Annotated in this window: 21 protein-coding genes and 1 tRNA gene; 21 read left to right on the top strand and 1 reads right to left on the bottom strand. The window is 58.9% G+C overall.

Annotation, left to right across the window (positions count from 1 at the left end; genetic code table 11):
* Window positions 1-39: 39 nt before the first annotated feature.
* From HUS57_RS03530 to HUS57_RS03615, 18 genes are all read left to right on the top strand, one after another.
* Window positions 40-771 (top strand): rhomboid family intramembrane serine protease, encoded by a 732-nt coding sequence (locus HUS57_RS03530; RefSeq protein WP_173931542.1) that lies wholly within the window; start codon window positions 40-42, stop codon window positions 769-771.
* Window positions 772-845: 74 nt separating this feature from the next.
* On the top strand, window positions 846-1,277 hold the full coding sequence (locus HUS57_RS03535) for a CBS domain-containing protein (RefSeq protein WP_173931543.1): 432 nt from the start codon (window positions 846-848) through the stop codon (window positions 1,275-1,277).
* 121 nt (window positions 1,278-1,398) lie between these two features.
* The gene (gene gatB / locus HUS57_RS03540; RefSeq protein WP_173931544.1) at window positions 1,399-2,901 is read left to right on the top strand and encodes an Asp-tRNA(Asn)/Glu-tRNA(Gln) amidotransferase subunit GatB; all 1,503 of its coding nucleotides are present in this window, start codon (window positions 1,399-1,401) and stop codon (window positions 2,899-2,901) included.
* 68 nt (window positions 2,902-2,969) lie between these two features.
* Window positions 2,970-3,506, top strand: a complete 537-nt coding sequence (locus HUS57_RS03545) for a GNAT family N-acetyltransferase (protein WP_173931545.1) — start codon at window positions 2,970-2,972, stop codon at window positions 3,504-3,506.
* 90 nt (window positions 3,507-3,596) lie between these two features.
* Entirely contained in the window at window positions 3,597-3,995 is a 399-nt protein-coding gene (locus tag HUS57_RS03550) for an NADH:ubiquinone oxidoreductase subunit NDUFA12 (RefSeq protein ID WP_173931546.1), read from the top strand.
* Window positions 3,996-4,100: 105 nt separating this feature from the next.
* The gene (locus HUS57_RS03555; RefSeq protein WP_173931547.1) at window positions 4,101-4,529 is read left to right on the top strand and encodes a DUF2155 domain-containing protein; all 429 of its coding nucleotides are present in this window, start codon (window positions 4,101-4,103) and stop codon (window positions 4,527-4,529) included.
* A gap of 367 nt (window positions 4,530-4,896) precedes the next feature.
* Window positions 4,897-6,303 (top strand): hypothetical protein, encoded by a 1,407-nt coding sequence (locus HUS57_RS03560; protein ID WP_173931548.1) that lies wholly within the window; start codon window positions 4,897-4,899, stop codon window positions 6,301-6,303.
* The gene (locus HUS57_RS03565; RefSeq protein ID WP_173931549.1) at window positions 6,297-7,457 is read left to right on the top strand and encodes a polysaccharide biosynthesis/export family protein; all 1,161 of its coding nucleotides are present in this window, start codon (window positions 6,297-6,299) and stop codon (window positions 7,455-7,457) included. The genes HUS57_RS03560 and HUS57_RS03565 overlap by 7 nt, the downstream gene beginning before the upstream one ends.
* A 46-nt stretch (window positions 7,458-7,503) precedes the next feature.
* Entirely contained in the window at window positions 7,504-9,513 is a 2,010-nt protein-coding gene (locus tag HUS57_RS03570) for a capsular polysaccharide biosynthesis protein (RefSeq protein ID WP_173931550.1), read from the top strand.
* Complete coding sequence (locus HUS57_RS03575) at window positions 9,510-10,730, top strand: lipopolysaccharide biosynthesis protein (RefSeq protein WP_173931551.1); 1,221 nt, start codon at window positions 9,510-9,512, stop codon at window positions 10,728-10,730. Before HUS57_RS03570 ends, HUS57_RS03575 begins: the two co-directional genes overlap by 4 nt.
* 7 nt (window positions 10,731-10,737) lie before the next feature.
* The gene (locus HUS57_RS03580) at window positions 10,738-11,511 is read left to right on the top strand and encodes an ABC transporter permease (protein ID WP_173931552.1); all 774 of its coding nucleotides are present in this window, start codon (window positions 10,738-10,740) and stop codon (window positions 11,509-11,511) included.
* A complete protein-coding gene (locus HUS57_RS03585; protein ID WP_173931553.1) occupies window positions 11,508-12,209 on the top strand; it encodes an ABC transporter ATP-binding protein in 702 nt (233 codons plus the stop codon). Before HUS57_RS03580 ends, HUS57_RS03585 begins: the two co-directional genes overlap by 4 nt.
* Before the next feature lie 28 nt (window positions 12,210-12,237).
* Window positions 12,238-12,699 (top strand): MaoC family dehydratase, encoded by a 462-nt coding sequence (locus tag HUS57_RS03590; protein WP_173931554.1) that lies wholly within the window; start codon window positions 12,238-12,240, stop codon window positions 12,697-12,699.
* A 289-nt stretch (window positions 12,700-12,988) separates the two neighbouring features.
* Entirely contained in the window at window positions 12,989-14,104 is a 1,116-nt protein-coding gene (locus HUS57_RS03595; protein ID WP_173931555.1) for a polysaccharide pyruvyl transferase family protein, read from the top strand.
* Window positions 14,105-14,226: 122 nt separating this feature from the next.
* Window positions 14,227-15,510 carry a sulfotransferase family 2 domain-containing protein gene (locus tag HUS57_RS03600; RefSeq protein WP_173931556.1) on the top strand — a complete coding sequence of 428 codons (1,284 nt, stop codon included), beginning with the start codon at window positions 14,227-14,229 and terminating at the stop codon, window positions 15,508-15,510.
* 405 nt (window positions 15,511-15,915) lie between these two features.
* Window positions 15,916-17,415: a sugar ABC transporter ATP-binding protein gene (locus HUS57_RS03605; protein ID WP_173931557.1), complete on the top strand. Its 1,500-nt coding sequence runs from the start codon at window positions 15,916-15,918 to the stop codon at window positions 17,413-17,415.
* A complete protein-coding gene (locus HUS57_RS03610; protein ID WP_173931558.1) occupies window positions 17,412-18,419 on the top strand; it encodes an ABC transporter permease in 1,008 nt (335 codons plus the stop codon). Before HUS57_RS03605 ends, HUS57_RS03610 begins: the two co-directional genes overlap by 4 nt.
* 25 nt (window positions 18,420-18,444) lie before the next feature.
* Entirely contained in the window at window positions 18,445-19,401 is a 957-nt protein-coding gene (locus HUS57_RS03615) for an ABC transporter substrate-binding protein (protein WP_173931559.1), read from the top strand.
* Between the two features lie 820 nt (window positions 19,402-20,221).
* Here HUS57_RS03615 and HUS57_RS03620 read toward each other — a convergent pair.
* A tRNA-Asn gene (locus HUS57_RS03620) sits at window positions 20,222-20,296 on the bottom strand.
* A gap of 241 nt (window positions 20,297-20,537) precedes the next feature.
* On the opposite strand from HUS57_RS03620, the gene HUS57_RS03625 reads away from it, so the two are divergent.
* The 3 genes from HUS57_RS03625 to recJ all read left to right on the top strand — a co-directional run bounded on the left by HUS57_RS03625 (window position 20,538) and on the right by recJ (window position 23,885).
* On the top strand, window positions 20,538-20,861 hold the full coding sequence (locus tag HUS57_RS03625; RefSeq protein WP_246727724.1) for a hypothetical protein: 324 nt from the start codon (window positions 20,538-20,540) through the stop codon (window positions 20,859-20,861).
* A 201-nt stretch (window positions 20,862-21,062) separates the two neighbouring features.
* A complete protein-coding gene (gene glpX, locus HUS57_RS03630; protein ID WP_173931560.1) occupies window positions 21,063-22,040 on the top strand; it encodes a class II fructose-bisphosphatase in 978 nt (325 codons plus the stop codon).
* A gap of 54 nt (window positions 22,041-22,094) precedes the next feature.
* On the top strand, window positions 22,095-23,885 hold the full coding sequence (gene recJ / locus HUS57_RS03635) for a single-stranded-DNA-specific exonuclease RecJ (RefSeq protein ID WP_173931561.1): 1,791 nt from the start codon (window positions 22,095-22,097) through the stop codon (window positions 23,883-23,885).
* Window positions 23,886-24,228 lie beyond the last annotated feature (343 nt).

Here is a 24,228-nt window from a genome sequence, read left to right on the forward strand (position 1 = left end):
CTGCTACCGCACCCTCCACTTTGCAGAAATTAGAGCTCCATGACTGATAACGAACACGCGATGCAAGAGCGCGACGAGGAGCGGGACCCCCCGGGCCGTGAACCCATCTTTAATCTGTCGGGCGTGGTGGCATCCATCATCGCCTTCTGCGTCGGTCTCCACCTGTTCCGGGCCTATATCCTGACGCCCGAGGCAGGCCTGCAGTTTCTTCTTTATTTCGCCTTCCTTCCCCTGCGCTACACGGGTGGCTATGCAATCGACATCTTCGCCTGCATCAGCCCGATTACCTATTCATTCCTGCACGGCAGCGTCGCGCATCTGGCGGTAAACATGATCTGGCTTGCCGCCTTTGGCTCTCCGCTGGCCATGCGCATCGGCATTTTGCGCTTCCTGCTTTTCTGGGTTGCCACGTCGCTGGCGGCGGCTTTTCTTCATTTTTTGCTCCATCCCTTCGATGCAGCTCCGCTCGTAGGCGCCTCGGGCGCGGTATCTGGCATGATGGGCGCAGCGGCTCGATTTGGCTTCAAGATCGACCGCAGCCACGACCGGCCCGCTTTTGGCGGCGAGGCTCTGCCACTTTCCCAGGTCTTCCGTTCACGCATGGCTGTGACTTTTCTGTCAGTCTGGTTCGTCGTCAACCTGGCGGTAGGGCTTGCCTCGGGCACCGGCGGGACGCCCCGCATCGCATGGGAGGCGCATATTGGAGGCTTTCTGGTAGGTTTCCTCGCAATCCGGGCCTTTGACGCGCCGCAGCGCCAGGCGCGTTCCTGACTGCTACTTGCAAACTGCGGCAGCTCGTCGCAACATTATTGTGGAGGCGGGGGCATTACGGTCAGGAGTTTGCCATGACGGTCAAGGCCATTCTCGATGCGAAGGGACGCGATGTCGTCACCATCGCTCCCGATGCCACCTTGAAAGAGGCAGCGGCTCTGCTTGCCAGCCATGGCATCGGTGCTGTCGTCGTAACCCGTGAGGATGGCAGTCTCGCCGGCATACTATCAGAACGGGACATCGTGCGCGCCATAGGAAGTGAGGGGGCTGCAGCGCTCGACCGTAAAGTTTTGGCCTTCATGACGGCGCGCGTTCAAGTATGCCGGGAGGAGCATACGGTCATCGAGGTCATGGAGATCATAACCGAAGGCCGCTTTCGTCATCTGCCGGTAGAAAAAGACGGAAAGATCGCCGGCATCGTATCCATTGGCGACGTCGTCAAGCGCCGGATACAGGAAGCCGAGCGAGAGGCGGAGGAGATAAGGACCTATATTGCCACGGCCTAAGCGTTAGCCGGCCGGGCGCCGCATCGCATGCGGGGTGGCACGTTGGAGACTTGCGCTTGCCACCTGTGGGCGATTGGTCTAGGCGAAGGCTGTAGTTTCAACGCGGATTTGCTTACAGCCCATGACGATCATCGACACGCGCACGCCAGACCCAAAGCGGCTTATTCCCGGTGCCACCGGCGATTGGGAAGTCATTGTCGGCATGGAAATTCACGCGCAGGTTACGTCGCGTGCAAAGCTCTTTTCCGGTGCGTCCACTGAATTTGGGGCCGAGCCCAACGCCAATGTCAGCCTCATCGACGCCGCCATGCCGGGCATGCTTCCCGTCATCAACGAGGAATGCGTAAAGCAGGCCATTCGCACCGGTCTCGGCCTCAAGGCGAAGATCAACCACCGATCAGTCTTTGACCGCAAGAATTACTTCTATCCCGACCTGCCACAAGGTTATCAGATCTCCCAGTACAAGCACCCCATCGTGGGGGAGGGAACCGTGATGGTTTCCGTCGGGCCTACCAAAGACGGCAGTTTCGAGGAAATAGAGGTCGGTATCGAGCGTCTCCATCTGGAGCAGGATGCTGGCAAGTCACTGCACGACCAGCACCCCACCATGTCCTACGTGGATCTGAACCGTTCGGGCGTAGCGCTTATGGAGATCGTCTCAAAGCCTGACATGCGTTCGTCGGAAGAGGCGAAGGCATTCCTGACCAAGCTTCGCACGATCCTGCGTTATCTCGGCACCTGCGACGGAAACATGGATGAAGGCTCCATGCGTGCCGACGTGAATGTATCGGTTCGTCGGCCGGGAGAGTCCTTCGGCACGCGCTGCGAGATCAAGAACGTCAATTCGATCCGCTTCGTCGGCCAGGCAATAGAATCGGAAGCACGGCGCCAGATTGCCATTCTCGAGGATGGCGGCACCATTGAGCAGGAGACGCGGCTCTTCGATCCTGCCAGGGGCGAGACCCGCTCCATGCGAACCAAGGAAGAGGCGCATGATTACCGCTACTTCCCCGATCCGGATCTGGTGCCGCTGGTCTTCGATCAGGCCTATGTGGACGCTCTGGCTGCCGAGCTGCCTGAACTTCCCGACGAGAAGAAGGCGCGCTTCATGAGCGATTTCGGCCTGTCGGAATATGATGCTTCTGTGCTCGTTGCAGAAAAGGCGATTGCTGATTTCTTTGAGCAGGTGGCGGATGGGCGCGATGGCAAGACGGCGGCCAACTGGGTGATCAACGATCTTCTTGGCGCCCTCAACAAAGCTGGCGCCGTGATCGAGGAAACGCCAATATCCCCGGCTCAGCTAGGTGCCATCATCGATCTCATCAAGGACGGAACCATCTCCGGTAAGATTGCCAAGGACCTGTTCGAGATCGTCTGGAACGAGGGGGGCAATCCGAACGAGATTGTTGAATCGCGCGGGATGAAGCAGGTCACGGATACCGGCGCCATCGAGAAGGCGGTGGACGAAGTGATCGCTGCTAACCCGGATAAGGTGGAGCAGGCGAAGGCCAAGCCATCCCTTGCCGGCTGGTTCGTCGGCCAGGTGATGAAGGCCACACAGGGCAAGGCCAACCCGCAGACAGTCAACGCTCTGGTGAAGCAGAAGCTTGAGATCGAGGACTAGCGATGTTTCCAGCTCGGGGTGTTCCTTTACGGCCCGATCTGCTGGCGAATGGTCCCATCTGCTGAGGAATGTGCCGGCCCGGCGATGCAGGGGTCAAGGCAGATCTTGATGCGGTAAGGAAGTGGACAGCCACCGTGGCTTGGGATGGAAAGCTCCTCATTCGGGCAGCTCGGCGCGAGGACATCGTTTCGCTGGTCGCCATTTTCGCGGCCGATGCGCTGGGAGGTCACGGAGATACCACCGACGCGGCTGCCGCTGCAGAGTATGAAGCCGCATTCGAAGCGATATCTGCCTGCGCCTGCAGCAAGCTCTATGTCGCCGAGATCGACGGGAGGGTTGTCGGAACGTTCCAGACCATGCTGACCCGGAGTTTGCCGGGGCGAGGAGCGCTCAGAATGATTATCGAGGCGGTGCAGACCTGCCCAGAGATGCGAGGGCGCGGCATTGGTGAAGCCATGATGCGCTTCGCCATCGAGCGGGCAAAAGAGGCCGGCGCACGGCAGGTGCAACTGATGTCCAACGAGTCGCGCCTCGATGCGCACCGTTTTTACCAGCGGCTCGGCTTCACCAAAAGCCATCTCGGTTTCAAGATGCGGCTTGAGTAAGGCCGCGCATTGCAAGGCCTTGCCTTCTGCCGCTATCATCGCCATAACGCGGGCATCCAGGCTAGGGCATCCGCCCCCGCGAGGAGTGTAATGAAAAAGTTCCTGCTTCAGTTTTTCACCTGGTGGAATGGCCAGACGCTGAACACCCGCTTCCATACCTGGCGCAAAGGTGAGCGCGTAGGAGAAGACGAGTTCGGCAATCTCTACTATCAAGGCGGCGTCGACACGGAGGGTCGGATACGCCGATGGGTGATCTATAACGGTCAGTCGGAGGCTTCACGGGTGCCGCCCGGCTGGCACGGCTGGCTGCATCACAAGGTGGATATTCCCCCCACGCAGGAAGACTACAAGCCGTATGAATGGCAGAAGCCACACCTGCCTAATCTGACAGGCACTCCTGCGGCCTATCGGCCCCGCGGCTCTGTCCTGACGAACGAAAAGCGGCCGCGCGTGACGGGCGACTATGATGCGTGGACACCAGGCGATTGAGCGGCTTTTTTTGTCGCCACAATTGCACGATAAATGAAAGCGTGGGGTGGCAATAACTTCCTTCGTGGCAATGACCTCCTAGCGAATCAAGGGAACAACAGCATCATGCCAAGCCCGGAATTCGCCCACCGCAGCCTTTGGGCATTTTCTGCTGCGATACTGTTGCTTTTTGCGGCGAGCCCGGCGGCTGCCGAACGTATAATGAACCCGGTTGCCGAATTTAGCGGCATCGACAAGATTACGGGGCGGACGGTCAATTTTGACGTCTATATGGACGAGACGGTGCAGTTTGGAACTCTCCAGATCACGCCCCGCGTCTGCTACTCGTCGCCGGAGACGGAGGAGCCCAAGACGGATGCGTTCGTCGAGGTAGATGAGATAACGCTCGATCGAAAGATTCGCCGCATCTTCACCGGCTGGATGTTTGCTGAAAGCCCCGGCCTTAACGCGCTTGAACATGCCGTTTACGATGTTTGGCTGAAAGACTGCAAGCAGGACTCCGATGTTCCGCCTCCCGAGTCCGGTGCTGGCTGAGAAAAGATAGAGTCGCAGTTTCGCGTTGTATATTATCCATCAATGCACGAGCGTTCTCACCCGATGCGGAGGAGCGGCGCTCGTATGTACTTGGAATAATTTGAAAAATTTTTTCCGCGGGATTATGCTGGAGGTATACGCCGAGTAGCTGGTCCCCGTTTACAACAGCCATAATCGTTATTCGCGATCAAAGTTATTGACCTCCGGTTTGTTTGTCGCCTAGAGACATCGAGCCGATAGTGCGAGGGGTGGGCTGTTAGTAAGGGGTTGAGATGTCACAGTCGCCAGGTGCGCGGCCGCAGGCTTACGTATGCGGACGTTGCGGGCCCGATTGCGCCTGTTTTCCAGATTTGCTGTGGAGTTTCCGGTGCCTACGCTGAAGGCGGAAGAGCATTCAGGCGGGGACGTGGAAGGAACAGGGCAGGAGAGTACAGGATCATCTCTGCCCTCGGAAGCCGTTCATTCTTTGAAACGCCCTTACCTCCGGCTGGTGCGGATGCCTCCTGCAGCACTGCCAGCCAAGACGCGTCCACGGGTCGTTCTGCTGCAAGGTCCTGTCGGGCCCTTTTTCACCCGACTGCAGGAAACTCTTGAAAACTGCGGTTTTGATGCCTGGCGGATTACCTTCAATGGGGGAGACCGCCTCTTTGCGCGAGATTTCAAGAAGATCGATTTTGCCGGCACAGCAAAGGAATGGGAAAGCTGGTTCCGTCCCTTTCTGGCTGGCGCCGACGTTGACCGGATCGTGCTGTTCGGATGTGCGCGGCCGGCGCATATCGTTGCCGGGCAACTTGCTGCCGAAATGGGAGTTCGCGTCCTCTCCCTCGAAGAGGGCTATATCCGGCCAGGTTTCGTGACGATAGAGGAGGGTGGCAACAACGCAGCTTCTCCCGTGGCCGGAAAACTGCCGCCCTCGGGAGAAACGTTCCCTGCTGAGAGCCAGCTAGCCGGCCGGGACTTCAACTCATTCGCGTCGATGTGCCTGTATGGTGCCGCATATTACGGCGCGCGTTCTCTTCTGAGCAGTGCCCGGGAACGAGCTCTGTTTCACCGGCGCTTCGATGCGCTGCGTGAGCCTTTCTTGTGGGGCCGCAATTACTGGCGGCGGGTGGCTCACCGGACGAGTGATTTCTCGATTATCGAGCGCCTTCTCGAGCACTGCGACAGGAAATATTTCCTCGTTCCTCTTCAGGTTGCAGCCGACAGCCAGATGAGTTGGGCGCGCGGCTGGACCAATACGAGGCTGATCGCCGAGACGCTCAACGCCTTTGCCCGGACCGCAAAAGGGGAGCAGCGGCTTGTCTTCAAAATCCATCCGCTGGAGCGTGGACATGACATTCATCGGCGCCTGATCCGGCGCACCGCGCTCGTTCTGGGTATTGCCGAACGTGTCGATGTCATAGAAACGGGTTCCCTTGGCCTTCTGACGCGCCACGCGGCGGGGATGATTACCATCAACTCAACCTCGGGCTTGTCAGCCATCCACCATGGCGTGCCACTCCTTGTCATCGGGGATGCTATTTATGCAAATCCGGCTCTGGCAACTTGCGCGCGAGGCAAGCCGGATTTTGAATTCTTCTGGCACAACGGACCTGTCGCCGAGAAGGCATTGCGCCACCGCTACCTTGCTTGGCTGCGCAAGATGTGTCTGAGGCCGGGGGATTTTTATGCCAGGGCAGGTATCCCTCTTGCCTGCCAGGGCGTATTAGAGAAACTTCAGGATGGGCAGGATCAGGCGAATTCCCGGTATGATGCACCGAGGTTTGCATGCTGATAAGCCGTGTCCTGCAAGCAGCCGCGCTTGGAGCGCTGCTTGCACTCAGTGCCTGCGCGTTTCTACCGGGAGAGGGACCCAGCGGGCTTGATATCTCGCTGGCCGAGGCGGCCAGGTCGGAGAAGCTAAACTCCTACCTTATGGTCCCGCTGACGGCGGTAACCGTTAGCAAGATCAATTTCTTCGAGCCGATCTCCTTTCCGAGCGAGTTCAAGACATCGCTCGGCGGCAGCCATGCCATGACGATTGGAGTAGGCGATAAGCTCTTGATCAATATCTGGGAGCCATCCCAGGATGGGATCTTTGCAACCGCAGAGAACAAGCAGACGGCGCTGAAGGCGATCGTGGATGAAGAGGGAATGATCTATATTCCCTATGCAGGTCGCATCAGGGCCGCTGGCCGTCGGGTGGAGAGCCTGCGTCAGGCCATTCAGGACGGTCTCAAGGGCAAGGCCGTCGAGCCGCAGGTGCAGGTCCTCCTTGAAGAAAACACGGCCAACACCATTGTCGTCGTGGGCGACGTGGCAAGCCCAGGTCTGCTTCCTGTGCCTTTACGTGGAGTACGCCTCATGGAAGCGGTGGCTCAGGCAGGTGGCACGCGCGCGCCCACTTACGAATCCGTTGCGACCGTTACGCGCGGAAAGCGCAGCGGCACTGTGAGGCTGGACGATGTGGCGGCATCTGCCCAGAACAACATCTGGCTCGCGCCGGGCGATAATGTTCTCGTTCTGCACCAGCCGCGCACCTACTCCGCTTTTGGTGCCGTCAAAAGGAGCGGCCTTACGCCGTTCAAATCCGAGACCCTCACATTGGTAGAGGCTGTCGCCCAAGCCGGCGGGCTGCTTGATGCGCGCGCCGATGCGGGTGGCGTCTTTCTCTTTCGCTTTGAAAGTAGAGAGTTGGCTCGCTGGCTGGTCGATGTGGGATCTGGCGGCGGAACGCTGTCCGCGATGACCACCGAACGTGTTCCCGTCATCTACCGCCTCGATTTCAAGAGTCCGGATTCCTTCTTTCTCGCCCAAACCTTCAGGATGCGCGACAAGGATGTCCTTTACGTCGCCAACCATCCGACCGCCGAACTCAGCAAGTTTCTCTCCACGATCGTGTCGCCGCTGCTTGGAGTGGCACGCTCAACCGCCGCCATGGAGGAATAACAGGTTGTTGTCCCGGGAATCGGTGGACGAGGGGGGCTGAGAGGCAATGGATCTCGGTCGCAGACAGGTCGGGTTCCTCTCCTTGCGCGCAACACGCGTGCCCAACCTCGCCGCTTTGTTAGAGGCCGAGCCGCGCTATCTTGCGGGGGGAGTGAGCGACGGGGTGGACATGATCGCCGGCTGGGGACGGCGAAAGAGGGCGCGCGCTGCGTGGATTCTTGCAGCACGTGAGGGGCTTGCCTTTCTGACCGTGGAAGACGGCTTCTTGCGGTCTGTCGAACGGGATGACCCTCCCTTGTCCCTCGTGGTCGACGATGTGGGCATCTATTTTGACTGTTCCGCGCCTTCCCGGCTGGAAGCACTGATTTCTAGGCCGATCCGCGCCGATGAAGAGCAGCGGGCAAAGGCGCTCATCCGGATGTGGCGGGAAGGAAGGGTGTCCAAGTACAACCATTCCCGCGACTTCGAAGGTGCTCTTCCCCCGCGCTACGTGATGGTCGTCGATCAGATTTGCGGAGATGCGTCGGTCATTTATGGAGAAGCCGATGCGGCGAGTTTCGCCCGCATGCTGGAAGCAGCTCTTTCTGAGAATCCAGATTGCGCGGTTGTTGTCAAGGTTCATCCGGATGTCCTGGCACGCGGCAAGAAAGGTTATCTCTCGCGCCAAGCAGTTGAAGACCCGCGGGTCACCGTCATAGCCGATGATTGCCACCCGGCAAGGCTGATCGAGGAGGCGGAAGCAGTTTACACGGTGACGTCGCAGATCGGTTTCGAGGCCCTGATCTGGGGCAAGCGCGTGCGAACCTTCGGCATGCCCTTTTATGCAGGTTGGGGACTTACGGATGATGCTCTGCCGGCGCCAGCCCGGCGGCAGAACGGTGCGAGCCTGGAGGCCCTGGTGCATGCCGCGCTGGTTGTCTACCCGCGCTATGTGGATCACGAGACTGGCACGCGATGCGAGGTAGAGGACGTCCTATCCCATATCGCTCTTCAAAGGCGGCTTCGCTCCCGTTTTCCACGCAAGGTGGAGGCGCTGGGTTTCTCCCGATGGAAACGGCCCATCCTGCGCCGGTTTCTATCAGGTTCACAGGTACGATTCCGGCGGCGCGCCAGCGATGTTGCGGAAGACTCGACGGTTGCTGTCTGGGGCTGTGCCATTCCGGAGGGCCTGCCTGACGGAGTCAGGATCATCCATATCGAGGATGGATTTTTAAGGTCCGTTGGTCTTGGGGCTGATCTCACCCGGCCGCTTTCATGGGTTTGCGATCCGGTCGGCCTTTATTACGATTCTACCCGCTTGTCGCGTCTGGAACAGCTCCTTGCCGAAACCGAGTTTGATGCGGCGCTCCTGACGCGTGCCGAGGCACTGCGCAGGCGCATCGTGGACGCAGGGATAACGAAATATAATCTGCGCATCTTTTCATGGCAGAGGCCGGACCGCAGCCCTCGTGTCATCCTTGTACCTGGACAGGTCGAGGATGATGCTGCCATCCGTCAGGGCGCTCCATTGATCAGGACGAATCTCCAGTTGCTGAGAACTGTCCGAGAAACCAATCCGGACGCCTATATCGTCTACAAGCCTCATCCCGATGTGACCGCCCGGCTGCGGCGACGCGGCGCGGGGGAATCGGATTCGATGTCTTTCTGCGACGAAGTCGTTCATCACGCCGATATGGCCTGTCTCCTCCATGAGGTCGATGAGGTTCACACGATGACCTCTCTTGCCGGCTTCGAGGCACTTCTGAGGGGACGCAATGTCGTCTGCTACGGTCAGCCCTTCTATGCCGGCTGGGGCCTTACGCGGGATATGGCGCCTGTTCCGCGCCGCACCCGCCGCCTCACGCTTGACCAGCTCATTGCTGCCAGCCTCATACTTTATCCAACCTATGTCTGCCGACGGACCGGCCGCTTTACCACACCTGAACGTGCCGTCGAACAGCTGGTTAACTGGCGTGACACGGAGACAGAAGGGTTTTCCTGGCGCAGAACCCTGCGTCCTCTGCTGCGCCTGTCGAAGCAGCTTCGTGCCGGCCCGGGAATGAGGGGGAGCGGATGAGCGGAATTACCGCCAAACCGTCGATGGAGAAAAGCAAGAAGCCTAAACTCGTTCCTCTGCCCGAACCGGGCAATGGGATCCTGCTGTCAACCGGGGAAGAAACAGGCACCCGGTCACAACGCGGCAAGCTGTTGGCTGCTTCCTACGTCCTGTTCGTCCTACTGCCAACGCTTCTTGGTATCTTCTATTATGCATTCATAGCCTCTGACCGCTATGTGGCCGGCGCCGGTTTCGCCGTGCGTGGAATGGACACGGGAAGCGGCGATCTTCTGGGCGCGGTTACCGGCCTTGCGAGCACCGGCTCGACAACGTCGGATTCCTACATCCTGCTCAAATATCTGGAAAGTCGCGATATCGTGGAAAGGCTGAAGCAGGATTTTCACCTGCGGCAAGCTTACAGCAATCCGCAGGTGGACTTCCTTTCCCGGCTGGGCCCTGAGATGGAAATCGAGCAGGTAGTGGACTATTGGAAGCGGCGCATCCACACGAGCTTCGACAATATGTCGGGCATTCTTACTTTCGAGGTGGAGGCTTTCGATCCGCAGGATGCCCTCGAGCTTGCCTCACTGGTGCTGACCTACAGCAAGGAACTCGTCAACGAACTGTCCAGCCGCGCCCGGCAGGATGCCGTCGCCTATGCTGAAGGCGAGGTGGAGCGGTCAGAACAACGGTTAAAAGCGGCGCTTGATGCCTTGCGTCAATTTCGGGAGGCAGAGAGCGCAATTGATCCGGCCGGCGCCGCGCGCCTTCAACTCGAACTGATTGGCGGCTTAGAGAGGCAGCTTGCAGAAATTCGTGCGCGCATTGCCGCTTTGAGCGGGTCCGTGGATGCGGATGCGCCTTCCATGCGCAGCCTCATGCGGCAGGCGGAGGCAATCGAGCAGCAGATTGCCGCGCAACGCAGCGAGATCAGTTCCCGTGAGCTGGGAGCGCCCGGGGCCTCGCTTACGGGGCAACTCGCTACCTTTGAATCGCTGGAGGTCGAGCGCGACTTTGCCCAGCAGTACTACGCGTCTGCGCTCTCCTCGCTGGAGAAGGCGCGTCTGGAGGCAGACAGGCAGCAGCGCTACCTGGCGGTCTATTCAGCGCCATCAACGCCTCAATATCCGCTTTATCCAAGGCGCCTATTGAACAGCTTCCTCATTTTCTCTGGTCTGAGCCTCTTGTGGGCAATCGGCATACTCATCGCATATGCTGTCCGCGACCATATCGCGTGAAGGAGCCATGCCTGCCGTTCTCGCCCTTCAGTTCCGCGTTCTGGCAGCACTTGTGCTGCGCGAGACCCGGGCAACCTTCGGCTCATCGCAGATCGGTTATCTGTGGGCCATCATCACGCCGGCGGCCAGCACGGTACTCCTGGTCATCATCTTCACGGCAATCGGGCGGCACGCGCCGTTCGGAGCAAGTCTTGCCCTTTTCTTCGCCACAGGAATCCTGACGCTTGAGTTCTTCAACCGGCTGAGCCGGACGCTCATGACCGCGTTCGATGCCAACAGGGCGCTTCTGTCCTATCCGCCCATCAAGGAGACGGACGTACTATTCGCCCGCGCCATCCTCGTGGCCTTCACCTATATCCTCATCATGGGGATCTTCTTTTCCGGGCTCGTGGCGCTCGGTCTTGCCGGCCTGCCGGCGCATCCGCTGGAGCTTATGGAGGCTATCGGCACGACCTTCCTATTAGGTTTTGGCATGGGCGCCACCAATGCCGTCATTTTCTCCATGTGGGAGAGCTGGCGCCAGGTGGAAAAGATTGCAACGCGCCCGCTCTTCATCGTGTCGGCTATCTTCTATGTGCCCAGCTACCTTCCCCCGCAGGTGATCGATTGGCTTAAATGGAACCCCGTACTCCACACGGTGGAATGGATGCGCAACGGATATTATGCCAACTATGACAGCAGGGTTCTCGACAAGTTCTATGTCCTTTCTGTTGCCGTCTGCCTGATCTTCATCGGCCTTCAAGGCGAACGCCTCACGCGCAGGAGAAGGAGCGGCGGATGATTGAATTGAAGGCAGTTTCCAAGACTTATCGGTTGAAGGGCATGAAGAAGCGCATCTTCAATCGGCTGACTTTCACCTTTCCTCACGATCGCAACGTGGCCATCGTCGGTCCAAACGGCGCGGGAAAGTCGACGCTCATGCGTCTCATTTCAGGCGCCGAGCAGCCTGATGAGGGCAGGATCATCCGCCACGGCAAGATTTCCTGGCCCCTTGCCTTTTCAGGCGGCTTCAACGGTTCGATGACAGGGCTGGAGAACATCCGCTTCGTTGCGCGGATATATGGGGCCGACACGGACGCCGTTATTGAGTACGTAAAGGAATTCTCCGAGCTTGGCGCATCTTTGGCTACCCCGATCAAGACTTATTCGAGCGGCATGAAGGCGCGCCTTGCCTTTGGCATGAGCATGGCCATCGACTTCGACTGCTACCTGATCGACGAGATAACCGCTGTGGGCGATGGCGTCTTCAAAAGGAAGTCGAAAGCCGTATTCCGGGAGAAGCTGCCGAGGGCACGCATCATTATGGTCTCCCACGCAATGGCGCAGATCCGGGAATATTGCGACTGCGGGCTGCTGGTTTCACGTCAAGGCATCTGGTATTTCGATAATATCGAGGATCTGATTGCCGCCTATCAGGAAATGATGAGGGCGGAGAAGAAGCACAAGGTGCGTGCAGCGCTGGACGCAGCATCATATTAATCCGAATCCGGTACGGGGAGGAGCAGGAATGGCGGGTCTCTGGTTTGAAGATTTCGAGGAAGGGATGGTTTTCGAGCATGAATGGACAAGGACCATCACCGAGACCGACAATAAGTGGTTTTCGCTCCTGACGATGAACCCCCAGCCTCTTCATATCGATTCCCACGCTGCAACGCGCAGCGTGTGGGGCCGCCCCCTTGTCAACAGCCTGCTTACACTCGGGCTCATGGTGGGGATGTCGGTGCACGATACGACACTCGGCACGACCGTGGGCAATCTCGGCATGAGCGAGGTGCGCTTCCCGCATCCGCTCTTTGAGGGCGATACGATCAGGGTTCGCACGACCGTGATCGCCAAGCGGGAAAGCCGTTCGCGCCCCGGCGAAGGCATCGTCACCTTCCGCCACGAAGCGCTTAATCAGGACGACATTGTCTGTGGCATCTGCGAGCGCCAGGCACTGATGATGATGCGGCCAAAGGAGGAGGCTTGAGCGTTCGCTTTCGGCCGTTGCCCGGGCTGCATAGCAAGAAGCCTGGCTGGCGCGATTGACATTCTCCAGGCCGGCAATAGGGCGCGCTCTTCTACCAGATGCGGCTTAGCAAAAATCGACCACAACGCTTTCAAGAACAACGATGCAGCAGGAGCAGAAAATATTGCGGCTTGCACGAAAATTCGCTGCCTTGAAGACCTTGAGCTTTCGACGGATCGGCCTTCCCCTTGCCATACATCTGTCTCAGAAACACCCGGCGATCTGGAACCTTTTGAAAGGACGGCAGCGAATGCTCAATAGCCGGACAGGCAAGCCCTTGATTGGAGTTTTAGGTTTCTACGGGCGAGGGAATAGCGGGGATGAAGCGATCCTTTGCGGCATCTACGAATCGTTCCGAGACGAGTTCGACGTTGTAGTCGTTGTCGATGAGCATGGGGCATATCGGGGATTTGACGGATGGTATCCGTACAATGAGATCGAGCGCGTACATGTCGGAAATATTCACTACTTCGCAAAGCGCATGGCGGGTCTAATCGTCGGAGGAGGGGGGCTGGGGATAGGCTACGGCGGCAGTCAGGCCTTGGTGTGTAAGTTTGGCGGAACGCCGGTGGTGCTCGCCGGAACCGATCACGTACATATAACAAAAAACCTGCCAGGATACCGCTCGCGAGCGGCCGCGTTGTATCTCAGCATTTTCGACCGCGTGTTTCTCAGATCGGCGCCAAGTGTCGCTGCCGCTCAGGCCGACGGGCGCGAAGTGAATTACGGTGCGGATTGGGCACTGCGCTTGGTTGCTCCTCGGCCAAAAGAGCGTTCGAGTACAGCACTGATCACATTGCGCGAATGGCCAATGGACATCGTCCAGCCGGATTATTACGTGGCCGAGATTCGCCGCTTGGTGGACACTGTTCGCCAGGCAGGTTTGCAGCCGGTCTTTCTGCCCCTTGCACCCGAGGATGAGCTTTTTCTGGAGAAGCTCGGCATTGCAGGCATGCTCCCGTCGAGGAGCCTCTGGTCGGACACGAGCAAGATGGTTGCCGAAGTTGCAGCCAGCGCAATGGTCGTCAGCGTAGGGCGCCTCCATGCAATGGTGTTTGCAATAGCCAACAACACTCCAACAGTTCAGGTCATTCCCCCTCTCGAACCGGATCTAAAGGTCGGCCGCTTCGGCAAGATGCGGTACATGGCAGAAGAGTTCGCGATCCCTTTCGTATCCTGCGAAGAGGCCGCGCGCCTGATTGAAAGCGGCGATGTTACCGTCTCTGACGAAACGAAGAAGCGTCACGAAGAAGCACAGCGCCGCCTGTCGCAGATGGTTGCGGATATCAAGAACCTGTTCCGGGAGCGGACGAGAGAGTGGGAGGATTACAGAGCGCGAAGGATCGACGATTACCCTTATCCATAAGCGGGAAAGGGAAGGGTGTTTCGACAAGATCTTTCTGGCGCCAATGCCGCATCGATGATTGAGGATGGACGGAGAGCCCATCTAGTTTTCATTCTCGCCCTTGCGCCTGGCAAGCAGGAGAAATGATGGTGGCACATTTACGGGCTATTCCAACAAAAATCGGGCATGTGCACATCCCGAAAACGGCGGGTACTTCCGTTAACTCGTGGCTCGATGATCTCGTGTCTTTCGAGCGGGCAAGGCCAGCTGTATTTCCAACGCGTTTTGCCGAGTTCATGCGGGACCACAATGTTCCCGTGGATGTGGCGAATGAACTTTGTTCAGAGCTTTCGTGGAAAGCATATGACATAGTTCATGGGCACAGGGACCTGATCCGGGCGGCTCCCGAGGGAGCGTTTCTTTTCACCTTTCTTCGCGATCCCATCCAGCGTGCGTGGTCTCAATATTTCGATCATTCGCGGTTACAGGAACACGATTATGCCCATCTTTCAAAAGCCTTCCAGCGCTATCATCGCGCGGTTAGGGCGCACTCCTTTTCTCAATCGCTGAAGACGCTTCGCAACGAGCCAGTCCTTCGGGAAATTTATGAAGATCGCCAATGTCGCGCACTTGTTTCATGGAAGTATTCGCTGGACGCATTCCATGAATTATCGCCGCGGCAGCGCTTCGAGGAAGCGGCTGAGGCGCTTACTGACAAAATCGACTTTGCAGGCATCCAGGAGGATGTTCCCCGCTCCATGAGAGCGCTTGCAGCCGCCCTTGGTGCCTGCCCAGCGCAGCAGGTGCGCCACCTCAATGTGGTTGAGCGGAGGACGAAGGCCGGCGAGGATGAGGCAGTGGCCAATGCCATTCTTGCCGAGATGAACCAGGCGGATCAAATGCTCTATGATTTCGCTACTGAGCGGAGTCAGGCCAGTCTCGCCGCAGCCGAAAGCTATGATGAAGAAGATTTTGAAAGCCACTATGCACACGCGCGGGTGACGGCGCTTGCCAAAATTGTGGGCAACACCGGCCTGTACACCATGAACCATCCTCTCATCGGAACCGGCTTTTCAGGGCGGGATAGCGCGGGTACCGAAGAATGCTGCCGCTGGACAGGGCCCGGGACCCGTTCGGTCATCTACCTACCGTTTACGGGCAATCGGCTGCGCATTTTCATTCGTGGCTGGATAGATGACGCCGTCCGGGAAAGCTTCCGACTGCGGGTCAACGGTCAGCCGGTCGATTTTTCCTTCGAGAAGCAGGAGGGTGCCGAAGATGTGGCTGTGTTCCAACCGTCAAAAGGCGCTGCTCCTTATCTGAAAATCGAAATGGAAGTCGCCCGCACATTCAAGGATCAGGAGCTTGGCCGACCGGGAGGCGATACGCGCAGCAAGGGCGCTTCAATCTGGCGGATCCAGTATTAGCCTGGACCGTCTGGCATGACACCGGTCCGGGGCGCTTTACCGTCATCCGGCCCAGCGCAATTGATGCTTGCACCGGGCTGTGCACGTACCGCCGCCGGGATGAGGGTTGCGCTGTTACAATCCGTATTGAAAACCGCTCCGTTTCGCATAGACTGCAATCGATTACATAGCCGCTAAGGGGGAGGCTCAGGCGGGGGAGGAGCATTGTTGAACGAAGCCGGCCAAGCTCAAGAAGGCAAGCATCCTCCGGCTCCGGACCCGTAGCCCTTTTCGCAGCAGGATGACGCAGAACGAGGGCACGGGGGCGCTAGCCCAAGAGGTTCCATGTACGCGGGCGGCGTCGGTGCAGGCCGGCCCCTTTTCCACCCGGTTCTGGCGTCTGTGCCTCGATTAAAGGATATCGCGATGGCCGCCGTACTCGGACTCAAGGGAATCTCGCATCGTTTCGGGCCCATTCAGGTGCTCTTCGATGTGAATCTGGAGCTGCGCCAAGGGGAGGTGCATGCCTTGATCGGGGAAAATGGGGCCGGCAAGTCAACCCTGATGAAGATCATGAGCGGTTATCTTCAACCCACTGAAGGCGAGTTGCTGCTCGACGGAAATGCGGTCCGTTTTGAAACGCTACGCGACGCCGAAGCGGCGGGGATCATCATGATCCATCAGGAGTTTAACCTGGCGCTGCAGCTTACGGTAGAGGAGAATATCTTTCTCGGTCGCGAAGAACAGCGCGGCTTCTTCCTCGATCAAAAGGCCATGCAAGCCCAGAGCCGAGCACTTCTGGGAAGGCTCAATTGCCCGGTTGATCCACGGCAGAGGATTTCCGACCTTTCGGTGCCCAACAGGCAGATGGTCGAAATCGCCAAGGCGCTTGGGCGGAATGCGCGCGTTCTCATCATGGATGAACCAACGGCGGTGCTGACCAACCGGGAAACCGATACGCTTCTGGAGCAGATCGACAGGCTCAAGACGGCAGGAACCGCAATCCTTTATACCTCCCATAAACTCAACGAAGTTTCCAGGATCGCTGACCGCGTGACCGTGTTGCGCGATGGCCACAAGGTGTTGGAGGCGCCTTCACGTGAGCTGGACGAACAGCGCATGGCAGAGGCTATGGTGGGGCGGTCGCTAAGCACCCTCTTTCCCGATAAGGCCATGCCCGCGGATGAAACCGTGCTGGAGGTGCGCGATCTTTCCGTTCCGGGCCACGTGGATGACGCTTCATTCGCCCTGCGGCGGGGCGAGGTCCTAGGCTTTGCTGGGCTTGTGGGCTCCGGGCGCACTGAACTGATGGAGGGCATTGTCGGTCTGCGTAGCGCTACAGGCCAGATCCGCATCAATGGCGTCTCCGTAAAGCCAGGCTCTGTTCTTGCTGCGCGCGAGGCAGGGCTTGTCTATCTAACCGAAGACCGCAAGGAAAAGGGCCTGCTTCTCGGCAAAAATCTGCGCGAGAATCTGACGCTGCTGGCGCTCGACCGCTTCACCCGCGTCACCATAGACCGGCAGGCTGAAGAACGCGCTTTGTCCCGCGCAATCGAGGAATTCGACATACGGGCCGGCGATCGCGAAATGCTGGCGGGCAATCTTTCCGGCGGGAACCAGCAGAAGCTGCTTCTTGCCAAGACCATGCTGGCCGAGCCGGACATCGTGATTATCGACGAGCCCACGCGCGGCATCGACATCGGCACCAAGCAGCAGATCTATGGCTTCATCAGCCAGCTAGCTGCGCGGGGAAAAAGCGTGATCGTTATCTCATCTGAACTGCCGGAAGTCATCGGCCTGGCCAACCGCGTGGTGGTCATGGCCAGCGGCCGCATTGCGGGAGAATTGGAAGGAAAGCGGATCACCGAAGATGCAATTCTGCGGCTCGCCATGGGGATTGCCGAACGGAAGGCGAAAGTGGAATGACGGAAGCTGCAATCAACACGCTCGCAAGACTGAACCTGCGCCGCTACAATCTGCATGTTCTGGGGCCGTTATTCGCGCTGATTGCTCTCATCATCCTCGGTGCCATGCTCAATTCCAACTTTCTGAGCTATGGCAATGTGACGAATGTGCTGGCGCGCTCTGCCTTCATAGGCATCATCGCCGTGGGTATGACATTCGTTATAACGGCGGGCGGGATCGACCTTTCGGTCGGGTCCATGGCGGCCTTCGTCGCCGGCGTGATGATCCTTGCCATGAACTCCCTTATCCCGCTCATGGGCGTTGGCATTCCGCTCATTCTTGTAGGCATGGCGCTGGCGCTGCTAACCGGATTTGCCGCGGGCATGATCAACGGCGTTCTGATCAGCAAGGTGAGGATCGAGGCTTTCATCGTCACGCTCGGCTCCATGGGGATCTATCGCAGTCTAGTGACGTGGCTTGCCGATGGCGGTACGCTGTCGCTCGACTTCGATCTGCGCGCGCTTTATCGCCCCGTCTATTATGGCGGGCTTTTCGGCGTCGCCTGGCCGATCATCGTCTTCGCGCTGGTGGCGTTCGCGGGTGAGCTGCTGATGCGGCACACCGCGTTCGGCCGGCATTGCGCCGCCATTGGCGCCAACGAGCAGGTGGCCCGCTATTCAGCCGTCAATGTCGATCGTGCCCGCACCGCCACCTATGTTCTTCTCGGAACACTCGTGGGGCTTGCAACGATTATGTATGTGCCGCGGCTCGGCTCGGCATCCGGCTCGACGGGCGTTTTGTGGGAGCTGGAGGCCATCGCCGCTGTCATTATCGGCGGGACGGTGCTGAAAGGCGGCTTCGGCCGCATCTGGGGCACGGTGGTAGGCGTCCTGATCCTCAGCCTGATCGACAACATTCTCAATCTGGCTTCGATCGTCAGCCCCTACCTGAACGGCGCGATCCAGGGCGTGGTTGTCATCTTGGCGGTCGTGCTGCAGCGAGAGAAGAAACCTTCCGAACAATGATGATTTCAACCAAGGGAGAGAGAATATGAAACGCAGAAATTTTCTGAAAGGCGCCGCGCTGGCAGGGGCGCTCGCCACTTCCAGCATGGCTGTAGCGCAGGAGGAGAGCTACACGATCGGCGTTGCCATACCTTCGGCGACTCACGGGTTCATGGGCGGCCTGAACTATCACGCCCGCGCAACGATCCAGCGTTTGCAAGAGGTTTATCCGCAACTCACCTTCGTTCTGTCGACGGCGGGCGACGCCAGCAAGATGGTCAACGATATCGAGGATATGGTTGCAACGCGTAACATCGATGCGCTGGTGGTGCTGCCCTTTGAAAGCGAGCCGCTCACCTCGCCGGTTCAGTCGGTGAAGGAACAGGGTATCTGGGTGACGGTGGTCGACCGCGGTCTTTCGGTCGACGGCATCGAGGATCTTTATGTCGCCGGCGACAATCCCGGCTTTGGCCGCATGGCGGGTGAGTATTTCGCCCAGAATCTGAATGAGGGCGATAATATCGTCATCCTGCGTGGCATCCCTACAACGCTCGACAATGAGCGGGTGGAAGCTTTCCAGGCTGCAATAGAAGGTTCGGGCATTAATGTGCTGGATATGCAGCATGGCAACTGGAATCGCGACGATGCCTTCAACGTGATGCAGGACTTCCTGTCAAAATATGACGACATCGACGCCGTCTGGGCAGCCGACGATGACATGGCCATCGGCGTTCTGGAGGCGATCGCCCAGGCAGGCCGCGAAGACCAGATGTGGGTGGTCGGCGGTGCCGGAATGAAGGAGATCGTCAAGCGCATCATGGAAGGCGATCCGCAATTGCCAGTTAACGTCACCTATCCGCCGGCGCAAATTTCCACAGCGATCGAGCTGACGGCTCTGGGGCTGGTATCCAGTACGCCTGTCTCTGGCCGCTTCATCATCGGCTCACAGCTCATCACGCCGGAAAACGCGGAAACCTTCTACTTCCCCGACAGCCCGTTCTGAGCTTTAACTCCAGCGCCGTGCAATTGTGACGGCACGGCGCTTCACACGCAAGGAAGCCCAACCGGCAATCCCGCATGGTAATTAAAGGTTGGGCACCGTTCCTGAAAGATATCCTTAACGCCGTGAAGCAAGGTCGGAGCTTGTTGCTGCGGTCGTGCGCATTACGTAGCGCAAGAAAGCAGCGCAAGGCCGCATAGCCCGAGGCTAACTGACGGCCTCTGACGTGGGAAAGCTGAAATCGAAGGTGATCCCCTACGGAATCGCGACCGAGAACCCGATTATTTGAACATACGGATTGTTCGCCAAGGTGTCGCGTAGACTGTCGGCTCTTTTCTAGGTCTCATCTATACGCTGTGCAGCGGTCCGATCAGCGGCCAATGCATATGCTTGAAGCTCAGCAGACTCGCTCAGGTACGCAAAGGTTTCTTCACGTGTCATCTGAGGGGCTGCATCGTCTGTAGACGCTCATGACGACAACGCCAGAAACGTTACTGCAGGTGCAAGCGATACCTTCATTCTCCCTCCTTGCCCGCACACAGTTGTCATTTATGTGCATAGTGAGATTCTGTTATCAACAGAGGAGGATCGCATAGGAGCGCAGTTAAACCTTCGCCGGTTTGGAGGAGGCGAAGGCCCACTCAGCGAGCACGAGCTGCCCCAGTTCATGGAATTGCTCGCCGCGTGATTCGGCGCAACCTCTCGCAGCCGTTCCGGCACGGCGGCGGCTTTATCTATTGCCAGGTTATGAAAGAAGTTATGCAGGAGCGGGGACGCTCAGGAGAAAGCCTTACGCTTTCAATGAAGTAAGAAAAAAAGAGAGTGGCTCCCCGGGCCGGATTCGAACCAGCGACCAACCGGTTAACAGCCGGTTGCTCTACCGCTGAGCTACCGGGGAAAGCTCTTGCGAGCGGTTCTATAACAAACGGATTCCGCTTTTGCCAAGCTCCATTTGCCTTTTTTCAGCGAAATCGCTTTCGGGCTCGCATTTGCGCCTACAAGCACACATATGGAACCAGGCGCAGCAGGCTGCAAGGCGTTCATAATTGCCATGTAATGATTGGATTTTGGGGAACGTTACGGCACTGTGCCTTTTGCAGAAGGCGCGCCCGGATAGACCATAGGAAGGACGTAAATTGATGGGCCGTGAGCTTTCATCTTGCGAACAGGAGGGTAGGGAACTGCGCCCCAATCCGCTGTCCCCTGATCCGCTGCCCCCTGATCCGCTGCGCCCCCGAGTTTCCATCGCCGGCCGCCGCGTGCCGCTGCCACGGTCCCGCACCCTGCGCATCGCCAGCGGTTTGCTGCTGGTCCTGGGCGGAGTCCTCGGCTTTCTACCGATTCTCGGTTTCTGGATGGTGCCGCTCGGACTGCTTTTCCTGTCCTACGATATCCCCCTGGTGAGACGCATGCGCCGACGCATCGAGGTTTGGTGGTATCGCCGTGGCGCTGACCGCCGCTGAGCCTGCCGAAGCACGTCGCTATTTGAGACGGCGCTTTTGCCGGCTCATGGCCATCCCAAGAAATAATTCAATCGATTGAGGTTGATGGTAGAGGACGCAGGGGTCTTGCTGTCATCCCGGCTCTTTGCCAAAGACATTGGGAACGGCGCGCCGAATAATGCGGTGCGGTGATTGCCTCAAGAGGATAGCAGGATGACCTTCATGCCGAAGCGCCCCCAATCCGGCCTCGACCGGATCCTGACACTCGAGCTTGTCCGCGTCACCGAACGGGCCGCAGTGGCCGCCGCCAGGCTGCGCGGCCGCGGAGACGAGAAATCGGCCGACCAGGCTGCCGTAGATGCCATGCGCTCCGAACTCAACCGCCTGCCAATACAAGGTACGGTGGTGATCGGAGAAGGCGAGCGCGACGAGGCGCCGATGCTCTATATCGGCGAGGAAGTGGGCGTGAAGGAAGGGCCATTGGTCGATATCGCGCTGGATCCGCTGGAAGGCACCACAATCTGTGCCAAAAACCTGCCCAACTCACTTGCGGTGATCGCTATTGCGGAGCGGGGCAGCCTGCTCTACGCGCCGGATGTATATATGGAGAAGATCGCGATTGGTCCGGGCTATCCGGCCGGCATTGTCAATCTGGACGCGCCGGTCGTGGAGAACATCGAGAACCTTGCCAAGGCCAAAGGCGTCCCAACGCGCGAGATCACGGCTTGCATTCTTGACCGTCCGCGGCACGCGCGCCTGATCGAGGAGGTGCGCGCCACGGGCGCTGCAATACGCCTCATCGGCGATGGCGATGTGGCCGGCGTGATTCATACGACCGATGCCGATGAGACGGGGATCGATATCTATATGGGGATTGGCGGGGCGCCCGAGGGTGTGCTGGCGGCGGCTGCGCTTCGCTGCATTGGTGGCCAGATGCAGGGGCGGCTTCAGCTCAATACCGAAGAGAAGATTGCCCGCGCCAGCAGGATGGGCATCGCAGATCCGAACAAAGTTTACCAGATGGAGGAAATGGCGCGCGGAGATGTTCTCTTCGCTGCTACGGGCGTGACGGACGGCAACCTGCTTGCGGGTGTCAAGTTCGGCCGCGATTCAATCCAGACACACACCATCGTCATGCGATCCTCTTCCGGCACCGTACGCGAGATCAAGGCTAAACATCAGGATCTGGATAAGTTCTGAAATTGATCCCATTCATGCCGTTGAACCTCTATCCTGCTGGCTAGGGTGGATAATGTGAACGGCGGAAGACGATATTTCCTGAACGTCCGGAAGTCGGCTCGCGGTGTGGCGTGGGAGCACCGGCTTGACGCGCGCGGCGAGAATATGGCGCTGGGGATTGCCCAGAGCCATGGTGTCCCGGAAATTGTCGCTCGCGTACTTGCCGGGCGGGGGATTGCACACGAAGAGGCGGCGCGCTTTCTCGTCCCTACCATCCGCGACCTGCTGCCCGATCCCACCACCTTGACGGATATGGAGAAAGCGGCCGGGCGAATCGCCGACGCCATATTGACGAAGCACCGCGTGGCGATCTTCGGCGACTATGATGTGGATGGTGCCGTCTCCTCCGCACTTCTAAAGCGCTTCCTGGGGCATTACGGGGTGCCCGTGGAAATCTACATTCCGGACCGGATCTTCGAAGGTTATGGACCCAATCCCGAAGCCATGCGTGAACTTGTGCGGCGCGGTGCACAGCTTATCGTCACCGTGGATTGCGGCACCAATAGCGGACCTGCGATCGCTGCTGCAAGGGAAGCCGGGGCCGACGTGGTGGTGCTCGACCATCACCAAGTAGGGGGCGAACTGCCGGACGCGCTGGCCGTGGTCAATCCCAATCGCGAGGACGACCTTTCGGGGCAGGGGCATCTATGCGCGGCAGGCGTTGTATTCCTGGCGCTGGTACAGACCAGCCGCATCCTGCGAAGCAGGCTGCCCTCCATCCCGGCGCCCGACCTTCTGTCCATGCTTGATCTGGTGGCGCTTGCGACAGTCTGCGACGTCGTTCCGCTCATCGGCGTCAACCGGGCCTTTATTGCCAAGGGCCTTCTTGCAGCGCGCCAGATGAAAACCCCGGGCATTTCCGCGCTTACGCGAGTGTCGCGTATTGGCGAACCTCTTAATTCCTATCATTTGGGCTTTCTTCTCGGCCCTCGCATCAATGCGGGCGGGCGGATTGGAGACGCTGCGCTTGGCAGCAATCTGTTGGCCACGCTGGACCCGGGCGAAGCGGAAACGATTGCGGCAACGCTTGATCGGCTCAACCAGGAGCGTCAGGCGATGGAGGCAGCGATGCTTGCCGAAGCGCGCGCAGAAGCGGACGCGGAGCTTTCGAGCGGAGAGGGGCCCGCGATCCTGGTGACCGCGAGTGAAGAATGGCATCCAGGGATTGTCGGGCTGCTTGCCTCGCGACTGAAAGATTATGCCCGTCGTCCCGCCTTCGCCATTGCCTTCGATCCTAACGGCAAGGGTACCGGCTCGGGCCGTTCCATTCCCGGTTTCGATCTTGGTCGCCTTGTACGGGAAGCGGTGTCTGAAGGGCTGATTCTCAAGGGTGGCGGCCATGCCATGGCTGCTGGCATTACGCTTGAGCGCAGAAGGCTTGGCGATTTGCGCGCATTCTTCGAGGAAAGGGCGCGCCTGGCGGTTGCCGCCTTGCGTGAGGCGGAATGCTTGAGGATCGACGCGGCCCTTTCGGCCGAGGGTGCCACGCTCGACCTTCTGCAAACGCTTGAAGCCGCAGGGCCCTATGGGGCCGGCCACCCGGCTCCGGTTCTTGCATTGCCCCGCCACCGTCTGGCGGATGCACGCGTTGTCGGCAATGGCCATGTGCGCGTGGATCTGCGTGCCCATTCAGGCGCGAGGCTGCAGGCGATAGCTTTTCGTGCGGCGGAAACGGATCTGGGAAAGTTTCTTCTTGACCGCCGCGGGGGCACTATACATGTTGCGGGGCAGCTTGCCGCCAACCACTGGAACGGCGTACGATCCGTGCAGTTCCGAATTTCGGACGCCGCTGTAGATCAGTTGTAGTCATGGATGTGGGGATGCTCCTTTCCAGTGCGTGGGCGGACGTTTTATAAGTCCAGCCGCAACCGCACAGCCAATCCCTTAAGGCGCTCCGGCTGCGCGCATTGAACACTTCGCCTCAAGGCGCTGCACCATTTCGTTTAGCGTGATGTCCTTGCGCTCCGCGATCCATCCCGACGCATGAAGGCCTCATGCGCGTCGAGCTTCGAATGCGACGGCTGGCCCTGCTTGCGTACCTCCGTATCGCCGGTCTCGCGATAGCGGCGATACCACATTCCGGCAATAGAGATCCCGATGCAGCGAAAGCGCCGTGCCGGCTCCCATGTCGAACGCCCTCTTCAATAGC

Origin of the sequence: Chelativorans sp. Marseille-P2723 (genome assembly GCF_902809845.1) — a bacterium.
Classification (GTDB): domain Bacteria; phylum Pseudomonadota; class Alphaproteobacteria; order Rhizobiales; family Rhizobiaceae; genus Chelativorans.